The following is a 16379-nucleotide window of genomic DNA, read 5'->3' as shown; positions in this document are numbered from 1 at the left end:
ATCAGCCGAAGAGCAGGTCGAGATGGGCGTCCAGTGCGCCCAGCGCCTGTTCGGCGGTGTACTGCCCGCCCAGCAGGTAGACACCGAGCCCCTCCATCAGCGCCAGCAGGCCGGCAGCGGCGGCGGCGCCGTGGCGGTCGGGCAGGAGGCTGGCGATGAACCCGGTGAACTGGGCGGTGTCCTCGTGCAGGCGGGGCGCGGTCGATGGTCGCACCGCCGTGTAGGCGAGGAACGCGAGCGCCACCCGCCCATTGTCGCGGGTGCCCTCGTCGAGCGGCAGCAGCGCGGCGAGCATGGTGCGCAGCAGCTGCCGAGGCGGCGGGTTCCCGCCCAGCCGCGCCACCGCCTCGGTGACCCGGAGCTGGCTGCGCTCGCGCACCACACTCAACGCGAACGCCATCATCTCGTCCTTGGTCCGGAAGTAGTGCTGGACCATCCCGGCGGACACGCCGGCCTCGGCGGCAACGTGTCGGAGGCTGACGGCCTCCAGGCCCTGATCGGCGGCGACCCGCATCAGCGCGTCCGCGATGAGGGTGCGTCGCTCCTGGTGATCGACCTTCTTGGGCATGGCCTCGATCGTTTCACAGTGGGTGGCCCGGAGACCCCGCCAGCGCGGCGGTCACCGGCTGACGGGGTGGCTCGCGGGGGTGCCCCGGGCGCTGCGCAGCAGGCCGTCCGGGTCGTCGGCGTACAGTCGCAGCTCGTTCATCGGCAGGGACCCGGTCTTCGGCAGGTCGAAGGTCAGCGGCCGACGCAGCAGGACGTCGATGCTGGTCTGGCTGCCGACCGAGATGGACACCACCCGTCGGTCGCCCTCCTGCTCGACCTGCACCGATCTGCTCGACGGCAGCGAACGGTAGCGCTTGCGCAGCGCCTCGATGTCCGTCCACGGGATCCAGATGTCGATGCCCCAGCTGAGCCGTACCCGAAGACCCCGGTCGCCCACGACGTGAGGGTGGATGGTCATGCTGGCGAACAGACCGATCATCCAGAGCAGACCCCAGATGCCGAGGCCCAGCACGATCCAGCGGGCGGGCCGCCACGGCACCACGTGGGTGACCACCACGTCGAAGATCGGGATCTCCACGACCGACAGGCCGATGAAGATGCCAAGGATCGGCTTGACCACGCCGAGGTAGCCGAACGACTCGTCGCCGGGCCCCAGCGGCAGTGGGCGACGCCGCGCCCACACGTACAGGCTGCGCCACGTCGCGGCCTCGGCTTCGGCCGCCCGACGCAGCAGCGGGCCCACCCGTGCCCTGATCGGTGTCTTCGTGTCGGTCATGGTCGTCCTTCTCGTTCGGGGGCCGACGGTCCGTGCAGCGTGACGGTTCCGGCGCCGCCGTCCACGGTGACCAACTGCCCGGTGGTGATGGTCCGGGTGGCGTCCGGCACGCAGATGACTGCGGGAATGCCGTACTCGCGGGCCACCGTCGGGCCGTGCGCCATGATCGCGCCGGTCTCGGTGACCAGCGCCGCCGCGGTGAGGAACAGCGGGGTCCAGCCGGGGTCCGTGGTCGCGGCCACCAGAATGTCGCCGGGCTCGACGTGGGCGTTGCCCGGGTCGTGGACGACCCGGGCGGGGCCGGTCACCCGGCCTGCCGACGCGCCCACTCCGGCGAGCGTCCCGTCGCCGGCTGGCACGACCGGCAGGACGGTCTCGACATCCGTGCCGTCGGAGAGCAGCGCCACCGGCACCGTCCGACGCCGCAACTCCCGGCGGTGCACCGCCCGTCGGGCGGTCACGGTCCCGCGCAGATCAACACCCTGGTGTACGGCGGTGTGCGCCTCGTTGAGGGTCAGGAACATGATGTCGTCGGGCTGGTCGAGCAGGCCGGAGTCGTGCAGGTCGGCGCCGATGAGCAGGAGTTGGCGGCGCGTCTCCCGCAGCGGGTACAGCCCGGCGAACTTGCCGGCCTCGCGCAGGCCGGCCAACGATCGGGCCCGGCGCAACAGGAACCCGGCCAGCCTGCCCCGCACCGGCCGCCGACGGCGGGCTCGCGTGGTCAGCTCCCGCAGTGCCGTCTCCGCCGCCGACGCGGCCCGCTGGAAGCGTTGGTCGGGGCCCTGCCGCGGATCGGTGACCCGCAGGTAGTTGGCGACCGCGGCGAAGACCGGTGTGGGGTCCTCCGCCCAGCGCGGCACCCCGAGGTCGACTTCGGCGACACCCCGGTGACCGTAGACGTCCAGGAAGGCCGCCATGCCGATGTCGGGCAGCGTCCCGCGACGGTAGCGCGCGGCCAACTCGGCCGGCGGGGTGTCGAGGAGAAGCTGGCGGTGGTCACCCGCGCCCTGGGCGAGCCGCCACAGGGCCAGGTCCATCTCGATGGTGACGTTGTGCGGCATGCCGCCCAGCACGGCGTGGATCTCGTCCGGCCCGGCGATGCCCTTGAGCAGGGCGGTCGGCAGCGCGGTGGCCAGCATTCCGGCGACGATCGGCCACATGATCGCGTCGGCGCTGTCGTCGGGGTCGGCGTCCTGCGCCTGCACGAAGCGCAGCCGGTCCGCCGTGGTACGCAGGTCGGCGGGGGCGGCTGAGCGTACTCTCAGCTGCTCGATCGCCTCGAACATCCGGGTCCGCGCGGCCTCGGGACGGGCCAGCGCCCGCAGGATCCCCACCACCGCGCGGCCTGCCGTCCGCAGCGACGCGCCCGCCGGTGCCCCACTGCGCCGCGCGCCGCCGCCGGTCGGCGCGAACCGGGGATCCGCGAGCACGTGCAGCATCACCGCCTGGGCGCGCGGCCCGAAGTCGACAGCCAGGAGCTTCACCAGTCGTTTGCGGGACGACCTGTCGCGGGCGAGGTCGGTCAGGTCGCCGTAGAGGCGGCCGCCGATGTCGACGATCTCGACCCGCACCCCGAGCGCGGCGAGCATCGCGGCGATCTGCGTCCGCAGGGTCGACATGCCCATCGGGGTGACCGGCTGCCGCATGCCCTGGACGTGCCCGAACTCCAGGTAGACGCGGGGGAGGGGCTTTCCGCTCGGCGGTGGGGCGGGGAACAGGCTGGTGATCGGCCGGGACTGGAGGAGCCACAACACGTCGTCCGCGTCGATCGCCCACTCGACGTCCTGTGGGCAGCCGAAGTGGGCCTGCAACCGCTCGCCGGTGGCGCGGAGGCGGGCCAGTTGCGCGGACGTCAGGCAGCCGGCCTCGTCGCGCGTGACGTCGTCGAGGACGTAGTGGTCGACGGCCGTGGCGCCGTCCACCACTGTCGTGCCGAGGCCGGCGGCGGCGTCGACGGCCATCTCGTCGCGGCGCCCGGTCAGCGGGTTCGCGGTGAACAGCACTCCGGCCACCGTGGGGGTGACCATGCGCTGCACGACGACGGCCATTCGCACCGTCTGGTGATCGATGCCGCGGGCGTCGCGGTAGGCGGTCGCGCGGTCGCCGTGCAGCGAAGCCCAGCACTTCTCGATGGCGGCGAGCAGTTCGGCGGTGCCGCTGACGTTGAGGACGCTGTCCTGCTGACCGGCGAAGCTCGCGTCCGGCAGGTCCTCGGCGGTGGCGCTGGAGCGCACCGCCACCGGGCCTGCGCCGAGCCGCTGGTACGCGGCGACGACCTCGGCCGTGGGGACGACGCCGAGTCGGTGCGCCTCGGTGGTGACGCAGAAACCGTCGGGGACCCGTTCGCCGTGCCGGATCAGCTCGCCCAGCCCGGCCGCCTTGCCGCCGACCAGGGCGGTCATGTCGGCGGTCACCTCGGACAATGCGATCACGTGCATGGCGGCCCACTCTCTTTGCAATACAACTGCATTGCATCTGACCGTACCTGCTTGGCGATGCGACTGCAATGTCACCGCCGTGGTGCGCCACCTCCGGGCCGGGGTCTTGCCGGGATCTGCCATGCTCGGGCCGGTGACGACCGGCCGCCCGCCCAGAGCCCGTTCCCACCGCCGCCCTCGAAGCCGAGCCATCCGCGTCCTCCTCGCGCTCGTCGCGCTGGCGGCCGTCCTGGGCATCGCGGTGGTCGCGGTGCCGATGCTGCGACCGGCCGGGCCCCGCCCGCTCTTCCAGATGCCGGTGACCTGCGGCGAGACGTGGCAGCTCAGCACCTACCCCGGTCACGACGACTACGACGTCGACTTCTTCCCGGTCGAGGGCGAGACGTGGGGACGTCCGGTGCTCGCGTCGTACGCCGGGACGGTCACCGTGGCGGGCATCAACGGTTCGTTGGGCGGTCGGACCCCGGAGGACCCGGACGGCCCACGCGGGCGCGGCGGCGGTTACTGGGTGAAGATCGACCATGGCGGCAAGTGGGAGACGCAGTACCTGCACATGCTCGAACCGCCACTGGTCACCGTCGGTCAGAAGGTCGCCCAGGGTGACCAGATCGGGCGGCTCGGCAGCACCGGCAACTCCGGCGCACCGCACCTGCACTACGAGCAGCGCCGCGGCTGGGAGAAGGTCGAGACCCACTTCGACGGCGTCCCGTCGGGCATCACCACCGACGAGCGCGAACAGATCCTCCGGCGGGTGAGCAACAACTGCCCGACCGTCTCCTGAGGAACGCAGTTTGCCCGGCGAGGCTCGGGGGCACTGATTCGGGAGACAGCGCAGACGCAGGGAGGAGCCAGCCATGGTCAAGGGTGACGTCGACACGTACCACGAGGACGGGCAGTGGAAGAACAAGCCGGAGGGCCAGGAGCGGGCCAGCAGCACGCATGACGTGAAGGCCGACGCGCAGGCCCAGGGCCGCGAGATGGCGGCCGACCGCGGCGTCGAACACGTGATCAAGAAGCAGGACGGCACGATCGGGGAGAAGAACACCTACCCCCGCAGCCGTGACCCCCGGGACATCGAGGGCTGACAGCTTCCAGTCTCGGCGGACCGGCCTCCTCGGCGCGATCGAGGGGGTCGGTCCGGCTTCGTGTGGTCCGAAGTCGGACGACTTCGTTGCAGTGTGAGCGATATAGGTGATTTGGGGGATATAGTCCGGATCGAGACTGGAGTGAAAGCTGGGAGTGGGCATGCCGTTTCGGGGCTGGCGTCGGTCGAGCACCAGCGCAGCGCTGGCCGTAGCCGTGACCGTGGCAGCTCTCGTGGTCGCGCCACTCCCGGCGTCGGCGGCCGGCTCCGTCCTGTTCGACCAGCCCTTTCACAACAACACCGCGAACGGCATCGGCGCGGTGTCGCTGCCAGGCGTGCCCGGTGCCGGGGCTACCAACGCCGCCTGCCTGAGCGCGGCTGGCAACTCCACCACCGGCCCGCTGCTGAGTTGCACCACCTCCACCGATCCGCAGGGTGCGGGCAAGCTGCGCCTCACCCCGGCCGTCGCGAACCGGCAGGGCGGCGTGTTCGGTGCGGTGAGCGTGCCCACCTCGCAGGGCCTGCATCTGACCTTCAACACCTACCAGTACGGCGGCATCAGCCCCGGAGCGGACGGCCTGGCGTTCGCGCTGGCCGCCGTCGACCCCGCCAACCCGCGGTCCCCGTCGGTGATCGGCCAGTCGGGCGGATCGCTGGGCTACTCGGCGGCGTTCAACGGCGGCTCGGTGGGACTGTCCAATGGTTACCTGGGCATCGGCCTGGACGTCTTCGGCAACTTCAGCAACAGCCTCTACCAGGGCACCGGTTGCACGAATCCGCCCTACATCTCGACCACCAACACGCGGGTCCCCGGCCAGGTGGTGGTCCGTGGGCCGGGCCGCAACGGGGTCGGCTACTGCGCGATCAACAGCACCGCCACCAGTACGTCGTCGCCCGCGCTGCCGTTGCGGGCCACCACCCGTGCCGCGTCCGTGGTGCCGGTGGAAGTCGTCATCAACACCACCTCGTCCCCATTCAGCACCGACACCGGCATCACCACCCCGGCAGGTCAGTACCGGGTCAGGTTCACCCCGGTCGGCGGGGCGGCACGCACGTTGGCGGGCGCGCTCCCGGTGGTGTCGCCGAGCCTGTACCCGTCACCGACCTGGTTGAACGCCAACGGCTACCCACGGCAACTCGCGTTCGGCTGGGTGGGCTCGACCGGCTCGGTCACCGACTTCCACGAGATCGACAACGCCCGCGCGGTCAGCTTCAACCCGGTGCCGGACCTGAACGTGTCGCAGACCAGCGCGGTCGGGGCCAACCCGCAACCCGGTGACCCGGTCACCTACTCGATCACCGCCGGGGTCGATGCCGGCGCCACCGAGACGTCACCGATCTCGGTCACCCAGACCGTGCCCACCGGTGTCGTTCCCCGCGGCGCGTTCGGCTCCGGCTGGGTCTGCGCCGCACCATCCGGACAGACCATCACCTGCACCAACAGCAACGGCCCGTTCGCCGGAGGAACGTCCCTGCCGCCCATCACGGTCGTGGCGACCGTCACCGGCACCGCTGTGACGCCGGCGCTGATCCAGACCGCGACGGTGGCGACCTCGTCGTCGATCGACGCGAACCCGGGTTACACCAGCTTCACCACGCCCGTCGCGCCGGCCACCGCACCGAGCGGCGTCACCGTCACGCCGGCGGAGAGCTCGACCTCCGGGGGCATCGCGGTCACCGTCGGCGGCAGCAATCTCACCGGCGCGACCGCGATCACCATCGGTACGGCCGCCGAGCAGCAGGCCGGTACCTCGGTGGTGCTGTTGCCGTGCAGCTCCGGCCCGGCGGCCGGCTGCTTCACAGTGAACCCGAACGGCACGCTCGGCATCTCGGCCATGCCCGCCCGGTCCAGCCCGGCGACGGTCACGGTCAGCGTCGTCACCAGAGGCTCCGCGGGATCGGCGAACTACGTCTACGCGTCCGCGCCGGGCACCCCGGCCACACCGACCGCGACCGCGGGCGTCGCCAGCGCCACCGTGAGCTGGACCGCGCCGGCGAACAACGGCAGCCCGATCACCGGTTACCTGATCACCCCGATCCGGGACGGCGTCACCCAACCGACAGTCACCTTCGACGCCTCCACCACCAGCCGCACCCTGACCGGGCTGACCGCGGGCTCGTCGTACGCCTTCCGGGTGGCGGCGGTGAACGCCTACGGCACCGGCGCGGCCAGCCCACCCTCGGCGGCGGTGGTCCCGTACACAGTGCCGGGGGCGCCGACGAACGCCTCGGCCACCGCGGGGACCAACGCCGCCACGGTGAGCTGGACGGCCCCGGCCAACGGGGGGTCGCCGATCACCGGTTACACAGTGACGCCCTACCTCGGTGCCACGGCGCAGACCCCTCAGGTCTTCAGCGGGACCGCCACGACCCAGATCGTCACCGGGCTGACGGCCGGCGCGACGTACACCTTCCGGGTGGCCGCGACGAACGCCGGCGGGACCGGCCCACAGTCGGCCCCCTCCGCGTCGGTGACGGTCAACGCGTCGCCGACGCTGACCTTCCCACCGCCCCCGCCCGGCAAGGCGTACGACCCGTACCAGTACCAGCTGACGGTGACCGGCGGCACGGGCCCGTTCACCTGGTCGGTCAGCGCCGGGAGCCTGCCCGCCGGGCTGACCCTCGACCCGGTGACCGGCCTGCTCTCCGGCACGCCCACGGTGTCCGGGACGTTCCCGTTCACCGTCCGGGTGACCGACTCGTTCGACCAGTCCGCGACCCGACCGGTCGACCTGGTCATCACCCCGCTCGGTGGGCTCTCCATCAGCGTTCCGGCGATCTCGGCGCTCGGCACCGTCACCTCGGGCACGACCGGCGTCTCGGGCCAACTCGGACCGGTGACCGTCACCGACGACCGCGGGCCGTTCTCCGGTAACTGGGTCAGCGTCGTCACCAGCACCAACTTCACCACGGGCTCCGGCTCGGGTGGCGAGACCATCCCCAACAGCAACATCACGTACGCCTCCGGGCCCGCCCTGGGCAGCACCGGGGTCGGATCCTTCGTCCCGCAGCCCGGAGCGGTGCTGAGCACCCCGCGTACGGCCGCCGGGTGGTCCGGCCAGACGGGAGGCCCGAACTCCGCCACCTGGAACCCGACCCTGTTGGTGACCATTCCGTCCGGGGTGGTGGTCGGCGACTACGTGGCGGTCGTGACGCACTCCGTCATCTAGACCCCGCCCCACACTCCTCGCCCGCCGCCCCGCCTCGTCGATCATGGAGTTGTGGTGGGGGACAAACCATTCTGGTTGTGCCCAAGTCGGCCACCACAAGTCCATGATCGACTCGGCCAGACGGTGCTGCCCGGCCGTTCCCTTCGGAACGGCCGGGCAGTCTCTGTTCGGGACCGTCAGGCCAACTGGGTCCGCTGCCGGCGGACGAGATACCAGCCACCGAGGGTGACCAGCACCAGCAGCGCGATGCCGCCCATCGTGTACACCAGCCAACTCGGCCCGCCGGACGCCGCGACCGTCATCGGCGCCGCGACGGGCAGGACGATCTTCCCGGTCGCGGTGCGTTCCACGGTGCCGCTGGCGAGCTTCACGTGCACGTCCCAGGCCCCGGCGGGCAGGGCCTGGTTGACCTCGATCCGAACCTGACCGCTCTGGCCGGGCAGGATCGTCACGCCGTTCGTCACCTTGAACGGGCCGGCCTGGACCGCCGCCTTGGTCAGCGACAGGGTGCCGGTCATGTCCAGTGCGCGTTCGCCGGTATTGGTGACCTTCGCGGTGACCACGGGGAACTCGCCGGTGCCGGGCTCCGCGGCCAGCCCTTCGATCCGGAAGTCCGTGGGCGGCTCACCACCCGGGCCGACATCGAGATAGACCCGGATGCCCACCCGGTGGATCTGGGTGACGTTGCCGGTGCGCCCTGTCGCGCTGGTGACCTGCGCCCAGATCGCGGCGTACCGTTCGCCCTTCGACGCCTTCCTCGGCACGGCGACCTCGACCTCGACAGGTCGTCGCTCGCCCGGGTCCAGCTCCATCGTGGCGGTCTTCAGCCGGATCCACCCGCTCAGTTCGTTGCCCGTACGCCCGTCGGGCACTGTGAAGGCGTTGTTCTCGACCGACGCGGCACCGGAATAGAACTCGATCTTCTGCGTCTCGGCGGAGGTGTTCTGCACCTCGACCCGGCGGTTGATCGTCGTCCCGGGCTTCAGGTGGTCCACGATGTAGACCTGGGCGCGGGGGTCCTGCACCCGGCTGGCCGGGATGTCCAGCATCCGGATGCTGATCGCGGCTTCCTCGGCCGGTTCCTGTCGCTGCTCCCGCACGGCAACGGCTGGTGCCGCCGAAACCCCGAGCGCCACGAGGGCGACCGAGGCCAGCAGCACCAGCCGGCCGAGCGGCTCAGAACACCGAATGTGTCACCGTCCCCGTGTAGACACCCTGGACGGTGCCGTCGGGCACGTTCACCACCAGGGTCGGGTTCCAGGTGGCGAAGTTGTTGCCTGTCCCGCCGGTGTGGGTCATCGCCGTCTGGGGGACGTTGATGATCACCTGCTGGGCGGAGGTGGGCTGACCCGGCGTGAAGGTGCCGCCACCCGCGGTCGCCGTCGCGGGACCCGACCAGTACAGGATGTTGATGTTCGGGATCGTCTCCCCGGAGGAGCCGCCGCCGGTGACGAAGTCGGTGGAGATGACGTTGGCGCTCCAGTTGGGGGTGAGCGACCCGCGCTGGTCCAGCACGGTGACCGGGCCGAGCTGACCGGAGACGCTGGAGCCCTCCACGCCGTGCCCGATGTTCGCCGTCGCCGGCACCGTGATCGACAGACCACCGGCGGCGTCCACGGTGAGGGTCACGATCGTGTCGCCCGTCGTGTCCGCGGCGGCCGGTCCGGCGAGCGCGACGACGCCGGCTACGCCGGCCAAGCCCGCGAGAATCTTTCTACGCATCGAGTCTCCTTTGTCCTAAAGAACCCTTAGAAGCACTTAGAAGACTAACTACGCAAAACGCTCAGAACGGACGGAATGGTACGAACGTCACCCGGTGGTCGTGCGCGATCCCGGGTGGTCCGGGACCACCGCTCGTGGTCGTCGCGGAGGCGCGCACGGCAAGGGCTCGACTCCGTGTTGGCAGCCGAGCCCGCGAGCAGTTTCAGGCCGCGACCACGTACGGGAACGCGGCGGAACGGGCGGCCTTCGTGACCTCCGAGGTGAGGCCGGCCGCGGTGCCGGTGTTGAGGACCAGTGAGAACATCACCTCGGGCGCGTTGTCGGCCAGGGTGCGCCCGTTGCGGACCGCGAAGCCGAAGTTCGCTGCCGTGCCGACCTTGTACGACAGCAGGTCGGGGTAGAGCTGCCGGGTGACACTCCAGCCGTACGCCTGCGGGTCCGGGGCGGTGCCGTTGGCCTTGACCACCCCGGCGACCGCGTTCGCGATCTCCTCGCCGCCTTCGCTGAGGTCGTTGCTGGGGTGCCGGAAGTTGGCGGGGTTCGAGAAGTCGGTGTCGTGCGGCCAGAAGATCGGCCACATCATCGGGTGGCCGGCGCGGTTGATCTGACGCCAGCCGCCGGCGTCGGTGGCCAGCATGGTGCGACACCACACGCCGATCTCGGTGCCGTCGCGCAGCAGCGGCTCGTCATGGGAGACCTCGAGGACGATCGACTCGACTGTGGTGCCGGCGAAGCTGTTGTTGGCCTGGTCGACCCGCCACGCCGAGCGGTCCACAGGCGAACCGTTCTTGACCGCGCCGTTGATGGTGGCGAGTTCGTCGAGGTCGACGTAGAAGGGGTCGATGATCCGACCGGCCCAGATCCGGACGTTGACGCCGGTGGTCACCTCGCCGGTGCGCCCCTCGGCGATGGGGGTGCCCATCGCGGCGTCGTCGCGGGCGTCCGCTCCGGTGAGCTCGTACAACTGGAGGGCCTGTCGGGCGTCGCCGTCCGGCTCGCCGAAGGCGAACCGGTAGGCCAGGTCCTCCACCTCGGCGCCATTGATGTGAATCTTGATCTCGTAGCGCGCCTCGGCGTGGAAGCCGCGCTTGATGTCGGCCTTGGTCACCGAGCTGTTGACGTCCATGACGAAGACCGTGGCGCGGTCACCGTTGAAGACGTACAGGTCGTCGATGTACAACTGGCCGCCCTGCGCGGCCAGGGGGGTATCGAGGTGGTGCGACATGAGCTCACTCCCGGAACTGCCGGATTTGGACTAATCCGAACATAGTGGGCGTGAGCCTGGCCTCCCGGCGCATCGAGCCAATCCGGTTCGAGGAGGAGCGAGGCCCGCGCGGCGGTGGGCCGCCCGAGTTCTCCTCGGACGACCCACTCCTTCGTGCCCGTGTGGTCAGATGCGAGACCACTTCTGGTTGGCGGCGCCGAGGCAGTCCCACAGGTGCAGCTTGCCGCCGTTGTTGGGGTTGGCCTCCCGTACGTCCACGCACTTGTTGGCGTTGAGGTTGACCAGGTCGCCGGAGGCGTTGAGGGTGAAGCGTTGCGCGGTGTTGCCGTTGCAACTGACCAGGTTGACCTCGGTGCCGTTGGCGGTGCCGGCCCAGGCCGGGTCCATGCACTTGCCCATCGCGCGGACGGTCCCGTCGGAGGCGAAGGTCCAGCTCTGGGCCGCAGTGGTGTTGCAGTCCCAGATCTGGAGTTTGGCGCCCTCGACCGGGTCGGCGCCGGGGATGTCGATGCAGCGACCGCTCTGCGTGCCCCTGATCCGGTTGGTGCCGGGGGTCGGTTCGCCCCCGCCTCCCGAGGTGTAGCTGGACACCCGGACGTAGTCGACGAGCATCTGCTGTGGGAACTGGGTCGAGCCGTCCGGGTAGCCGGGCCAGTTACCGCCGACCGCCACGTTGAGAATCATGAAGAAGGGGTGGTCGAACACCCAGCGGTTGCCGCCGAGCCGGGCCGGATCGACCCGGTGGTACTGCACCCCGTCGACGTACCACGTGATGACGTTCGGCTCCCAGTCCACCCGATAGGTGTGGAAGGTGTCGGCGAGCGGCGCACCGAGGGTCCGGCTGCCCGTGATGCCGCCGCCGCCGGAGTAGCCGGGCCCGTGCACGGTGCCGTAGACGGTGTTGGGCTCCCGGCCGATGTTCTCCATGACGTCGATCTCGCCGGCGTCGGGCCACCCGCCACCGGTGCCGAGCATCCAGAAGGCCGGCCAGATGCCCTGACCACGCGGGATCTTGATCCGGGCCTCGAATCGCCCGTACGTCTGTGTGAAGGTGGCCGCCGTCAGCAACCGCGCCGACGTGTACTCGCAGCGCCCGTAGTGGCACTGGTAGTTCGCGGGGTTGTCCCGGCGGGCGGTGATGACCAGGTTGCCCTGACCGTCGTGGACGGCGTTGCTGGTGCTGTTCGTGTAGTACTGCCGCTCGTTGTTGCCCCAGCCGCCGCCGCCGATGTCGAACCGCCATTTGTTCTGGTCGACGGGCGTGCCGGCGGGGGAGTTGAACTCGTCCTGCCAACTGATGGGGCCGATGGCGGCCTCGGCCCGGTCGGGGTGCGCCGGGACGACGAGCGCCGTCGCGGTCGCGACGAGGGCGGCCGCCAGGAGTACGAGGGGGCGGAAGCGGAGGCTGGGCCGGGCTGTGAACACGGGAGGCTCCTCAGCGTGGGGGTGATGGAGGCGGTTTACCAGGGTAGAGAGCGCTCTCTAAAGCGAAGCATGTCGATATCGTGTCTTTCTGTCAAGAGTGTTTCCAATATCACGACCGTCCGTTACTGCCCGATGCTGACCAGTGAGCGGCGGAGCGCCGAACACTGTCGTCAGCGTGGCATCGATCGATGCCTCCGAGATGGACGGCGCCGACCCATCGAAGGAGTTCGGCGCGACCGAGGGTTACTCGATAGCGGTCGAATCGACCCTTCCTATTGCCGTGGGGCGTCCACGCGGGACAGGATGACGAGGCGTGCCGGAAACGTTCCCGTAACCTGCGCGCTGCTGGTCTCTGTCACAAGGAAGTGGGAGTCAGTCATGAGCGAGGCGTCGACGGCGCTGGGTGTGCGCCTCTACCCGGATCTGGTCGAGCGGGGTGGCCTGGCCCCCGCGCTCATCGAAACCGCTGCCCGGCACGGGCTCGATGTCGGCCGGGTGACCGCGCCGGAGCAGGGGCGGGCCCGGTTCACCTGCGCCGAGCTGCACTCCGACGAGGGCGTGGTCTGCGTGGGGCTGGGCTCGCAGGCCCGATACTTCATGATCGACCTTCGCGTCTCGGGTGAGGTCCTGGCGCGCGGTGACGTCATGGACCTGGTGCAGGTCGCCCAGGTGGCCGCGGCCTGGCGGTCCGGCCTCACCTTCGCCGAGCTGACCGCCCGGTTCCCTTTCATGGAGGAGATCAAGCACCGCCCGGCGCCGGTGGCCCAGGTCAGCTGACCGGCGCGGTCGGGCAGGTCAGCAGCGCAGCCGAGGTGGCAGCGGCGACTCGGCGCCGGCGTTCCGGTTGAGGTAGGTCGACTGGGCGAAGGCGACGAAGCGTTCCGCGTCGGTCGCCGTGGAGGCCAGTCCGAACGAGACACGGACCGCGCCGCCCGTCGGCAGCCGCAACGCGGCGAGATACTGGTCGATCGTGTCGACCCCGGCCAACAGCCTCTGCCGGGTCGACGTCCGGCTGATGCCGAACGCGCCCTCGCCCGCACCCGGATTGCAGAAACAGCCGGTACGCAGGGAGAAGCCGGCCGCTGCCGCCTCCCGCGCGACGAGCCGTTCGTCGACAAGCGTGCCGTCCGGGTGGCGGAGGTTGAACGTCACAGTGCCACCGCGCCCCGCACCCGTCGCCGGCCCGTACACCTGGACCAGTGGCCCGCCGGTGTCGTGCCGCAGGGTGGCCAGTCTCGCCAGCAGCCACTCGGTGAGCAGGCCGACCCGGGCGTGGACCAGGTCCACGCCGATCGAGTCGAGCCAGCGCAACCCGAACTCCACGTCCGGGATGCTCAGGAAGTTGAGCGTGCCGTCCTCGAACGCCGACTCGTCGTCCATCGGCCGGTGCCAGTCGCCCTGCACGCTGACCGCGCGGATCGTGCCGCCGGCGAACCACGGCCGGCGCAACCGGGCCAGCGCTGTACGGCGGGCCAGCAGCGCGCCGACACCGGTGGGATAGCCGAAGAGCTTGTACCAGCTCAGGCAGACGAAATCCGGGCGGACGATGCTGAGGTCCAGCCGGTTCGTCGGCGCGAAGGCGGCAGCGTCGAGCAGCACGTCGTAACCCCGCTGCTGGGCCAGCTCCACCCAGCCGAGCGGGTGCTGCACCCCGGAGAAGTTGCTCTGCGCCGGATAGGCGAACAGCCCGCGACCACCGGGCCGACCCCACCGGCGGGCCAGACTGCCCCGGCCGGCGTCGAGCGCCGCCACCAGGTCCGACTCGGCGACCCGCAGCTCCGGCCCGCTCAGCGGCACGTAGCGTACGGCCGCGCGGGCCGACCGGGCGTACTCGCGGATGCCGTTGACCGAGTTGTGGTTGTCCCAGGTCAGCACGAGCGGCGCGGCCCGACCGAAGTCGTACGCCTCGCCGACCAGCCGGCAGGCGCCGCTGGCGTTCGGGGTGAAGACCACCGCGTACTCGGCCGGGTCGGCGCGGAAGAAGTCGAGTACCGCGTCTCGCGCCGACTCCACCAGTGAACCCGCCGCCACGCTCGTGGGGTTCTCCGAGTGGGGGTTGCTGTACAGGCCGGCGAGCAGCCGATCGTGGTGGGCGCGAACCTGGGCCTGGGCAGCCACCCCGGCCCCGGCGTAGTCGAGGTACACCTGCCCGTCGGTGTCCAGGTGTCGGTACTCGGTGGCGCGCAGCTCGTCGATCCGGCCGGTGGCGGCGTACCCCGGCAGCGCAGTGGGGGAGGCGTGCGGTGTCGGGTCAGGACGCACGTCGGGAGCCTCGTCGGACCAGCACTGCCCAGGCCGCGCCCAGGAAGAACAGCACGAAACCGCCGAGCACCAGCCAGTCGACCCAGACCGGCCGGGAGAAGCTGTCGCCGTACGTGGCCAACAGCGGCGGGCCGAGCGGGGAGCCACCGTCGCGCCAGAGCCGCTCCACCCCGGCGGTGTGCCCCAGGCCCTCGAACGCCCACCGGTTCGACATGGCGTAGCTGAGCCACTGACCGCCGGTCGCCATCGTCGGCACCGGCAGGATCGCGCCCACGAACAGCACCTGTGGGAAGCAGAGCATCGGCAGCATGAGCGTCGCCTGGGCCGCGTCGGACACGGCCGCCGAGCAGAGCAGACCGAGGGTGAGCGCTGCCGCCGAGGAGAGCAGCAGTGTCGTGTACAGGGCGGCGAAGTCGGCGCCGCCGACCGGTGGCAGCCGGTCCATGCCGCGCAGCACCCCGAGCAGGGCCAGGTCCACCAGGGCCAGCAGGGGCAGCAGCACCGCGACCTTCGCCAACAGGTACGGGGCCAGCCGGACACCGGCCAGCCGCTCCCGGCGCAGGATCGGCAGTTCGGTGCAGATCTGCAGGAGCCCGTAGGTCAGCCCGAAGAAGAAGCCGCCGAACGCGATCCAGAACAGGATCATCACGGTCACCGTCGGGCTGGGTCTGGTCGGCTCGAACGCCCCGGGACGGAACAGCAGCGCGAACATGCCGAGCACCATCAGTGGTGAGCCGAGCAGGATCGCCAGGGTCAGCCGGTTCCGGGCGACGATCTCCGCATTGCGCGCGGTGAGGATCGCCCATTGGCGCGGCCGGCCGACGCGCCGGGGCGGCGTCGCGGCGGTCGCACCGTCGTCGGTGGTACGGCGCGGCTGTTCGGCCTCGCGCCGCTCGGCGAAGCGATCGGGCCACTCGTCGGGTTGGGTCGTTTCGTCGAGCCGGAGGTGCACCTCGACGAGGGACCGCAGGCCGAAGAACTCCCGGGCGGCGGCCGGGGTGCCGGTGAACGCCAGGCGGCCCTGACGGGTCAGCACGACGACCCGGTCGCAGTGGTCCACGTCGGTGACCTGGTGGGTGGTCAGCACGACCGTGGCTCCGGTGTCGGCGAGCGTGCGGAGCACCCGGAGCAGCTCCACGGCGATCGCCGGGTCCAGCCCGGAGGTGGGCTCGTCCAGGAAGAACACGCCGGGTCGGGTGAGCAGTTCGACGGCGATGCTGGCGCGCTTGCGTTCGCCGCCACTGAGCAGGCCGACCGGCGTGGCGGCCCGGTCGGTGAGCCGCAGCTCGGCGAGCACCTCCGCGACCCGTTCGTTGATCTCGGCCGGTCCGGTGGCGGAGGGGAGGCGCAGTCGGGCGGCGTACCGCAGGGTGCGGGCCAGGGGCAGCTCGCGGTGGATGATGTCGTCCTGCGGAACGAGGCCGATGGTGCCGGCCGCGGCGTTGCCGTCGTACCTCACGGTGCCCGTCGTCGGTTGCTGTACTCCGGCGAGGAGTTCCAGCAGTGTGGTCTTACCGGCGCCGCTGGCACCGATGATCGCGACCAGCTCGCCCGGCGCGATGCTCACTGAGACGTCGGCCAGGATCTGGCGACCGCTCCGGACGCTCTGGCCCAGTCCCTCAGCGGCGATGCCGACACCGGCACGCGGGGGAGACGTGGTCTGCTCGGTCGTCATGTCGGGTGCTCGATCCGGTCGGGGAGTGGTCCGCCTGAATATCGTGCCCCGCCGATGCTACTGAGCGACCGCGCAGTGTGCCCGGAGTGGACG

At 70.9% G+C, this 16379-nt stretch carries 13 protein-coding genes; 4 read left to right on the top strand and 9 right to left on the bottom strand.

What is annotated here, in order from left to right; genetic code table 11:
• Position 1: 1 nt before the first annotated feature.
• Genes OH804_RS18260 through OH804_RS18250 form a run of 3 tightly spaced genes read right to left on the bottom strand, consistent with a single transcriptional unit; the run spans position 2 to position 3723 of the window.
• Complete coding sequence (locus OH804_RS18260; protein ID WP_196921989.1) at positions 2-568, bottom strand: TetR/AcrR family transcriptional regulator; 567 nt, start codon at positions 566-568, stop codon at positions 2-4.
• A 51-nt stretch (positions 569-619) separates the two neighbouring features.
• Positions 620-1285 (bottom strand): hypothetical protein, encoded by a 666-nt coding sequence (locus OH804_RS18255; protein ID WP_406058325.1) that lies wholly within the window; start codon positions 1283-1285, stop codon positions 620-622.
• On the bottom strand, positions 1282-3723 hold the full coding sequence (locus tag OH804_RS18250) for a PEP/pyruvate-binding domain-containing protein (protein ID WP_406058323.1): 2442 nt from the start codon (positions 3721-3723) through the stop codon (positions 1282-1284). The genes OH804_RS18255 and OH804_RS18250 overlap by 4 nt, the downstream gene beginning before the upstream one ends.
• A gap of 121 nt (positions 3724-3844) precedes the next feature.
• Between OH804_RS18250 and OH804_RS18245 the strand changes: the two genes are divergently transcribed.
• From OH804_RS18245 to OH804_RS18235, 3 genes are all read left to right on the top strand, one after another.
• Positions 3845-4504, top strand: a complete 660-nt coding sequence (locus OH804_RS18245; RefSeq protein WP_196921992.1) for a M23 family metallopeptidase — start codon at positions 3845-3847, stop codon at positions 4502-4504.
• Between the two features lie 73 nt (positions 4505-4577).
• The gene (locus OH804_RS18240) at positions 4578-4808 is read left to right on the top strand and encodes a DUF2188 domain-containing protein (RefSeq protein WP_196921993.1); all 231 of its coding nucleotides are present in this window, start codon (positions 4578-4580) and stop codon (positions 4806-4808) included.
• 160 nt (positions 4809-4968) lie between these two features.
• Positions 4969-7977, top strand: coding sequence for a fibronectin type III domain-containing protein (locus OH804_RS18235; RefSeq protein ID WP_406058321.1), 3009 nt, complete (start codon positions 4969-4971; stop codon positions 7975-7977).
• Positions 7978-8153: 176 nt separating this feature from the next.
• Here OH804_RS18235 and OH804_RS18230 read toward each other — a convergent pair whose 3' ends face one another.
• The 4 genes from OH804_RS18230 to OH804_RS18215 form a co-directional block, all read right to left on the bottom strand.
• Positions 8154-9077, bottom strand: coding sequence for a hypothetical protein (locus tag OH804_RS18230; RefSeq protein WP_406058319.1), 924 nt, complete (start codon positions 9075-9077; stop codon positions 8154-8156).
• Positions 9078-9153: 76 nt separating this feature from the next.
• A complete protein-coding gene (locus OH804_RS18225) occupies positions 9154-9699 on the bottom strand; it encodes a hypothetical protein (RefSeq protein ID WP_406058317.1) in 546 nt (181 codons plus the stop codon).
• A gap of 202 nt (positions 9700-9901) precedes the next feature.
• Positions 9902-10924, bottom strand: a complete 1023-nt coding sequence (locus OH804_RS18220; RefSeq protein WP_406058315.1) for a DUF4331 family protein — start codon at positions 10922-10924, stop codon at positions 9902-9904.
• A 165-nt stretch (positions 10925-11089) separates the two neighbouring features.
• Complete coding sequence (locus OH804_RS18215; RefSeq protein WP_196921998.1) at positions 11090-12349, bottom strand: glycoside hydrolase family 16 protein; 1260 nt, start codon at positions 12347-12349, stop codon at positions 11090-11092.
• A 378-nt stretch (positions 12350-12727) separates the two neighbouring features.
• Here OH804_RS18215 and OH804_RS18210 point away from each other — a divergent pair, with 378 nt between their 5' ends.
• A complete protein-coding gene (locus OH804_RS18210; RefSeq protein WP_196921999.1) occupies positions 12728-13126 on the top strand; it encodes a hypothetical protein in 399 nt (132 codons plus the stop codon).
• Between the two features lie 18 nt (positions 13127-13144).
• Here OH804_RS18210 and OH804_RS18205 read toward each other — a convergent pair whose 3' ends face one another.
• Together OH804_RS18205 and OH804_RS18200 are read right to left on the bottom strand one after the other, a co-directional pair.
• Entirely contained in the window at positions 13145-14611 is a 1467-nt protein-coding gene (locus OH804_RS18205) for an aminotransferase class V-fold PLP-dependent enzyme (RefSeq protein ID WP_406058312.1), read from the bottom strand.
• On the bottom strand, positions 14601-16286 hold the full coding sequence (locus OH804_RS18200) for an ATP-binding cassette domain-containing protein (RefSeq protein WP_406058310.1): 1686 nt from the start codon (positions 16284-16286) through the stop codon (positions 14601-14603). Before OH804_RS18200 ends, OH804_RS18205 begins: the two co-directional genes overlap by 11 nt.
• Positions 16287-16379: the final 93 nt, after the last annotated feature.

This window comes from Micromonospora sp. NBC_00860 (assembly GCF_045207375.1).
GTDB classification, from domain to species: domain Bacteria; phylum Actinomycetota; class Actinomycetes; order Mycobacteriales; family Micromonosporaceae; genus Micromonospora; species Micromonospora vinacea.
Note: the sequence above shows the minus strand (reverse complement) of the source record. Positions and strands in the feature narration are given on the sequence as shown.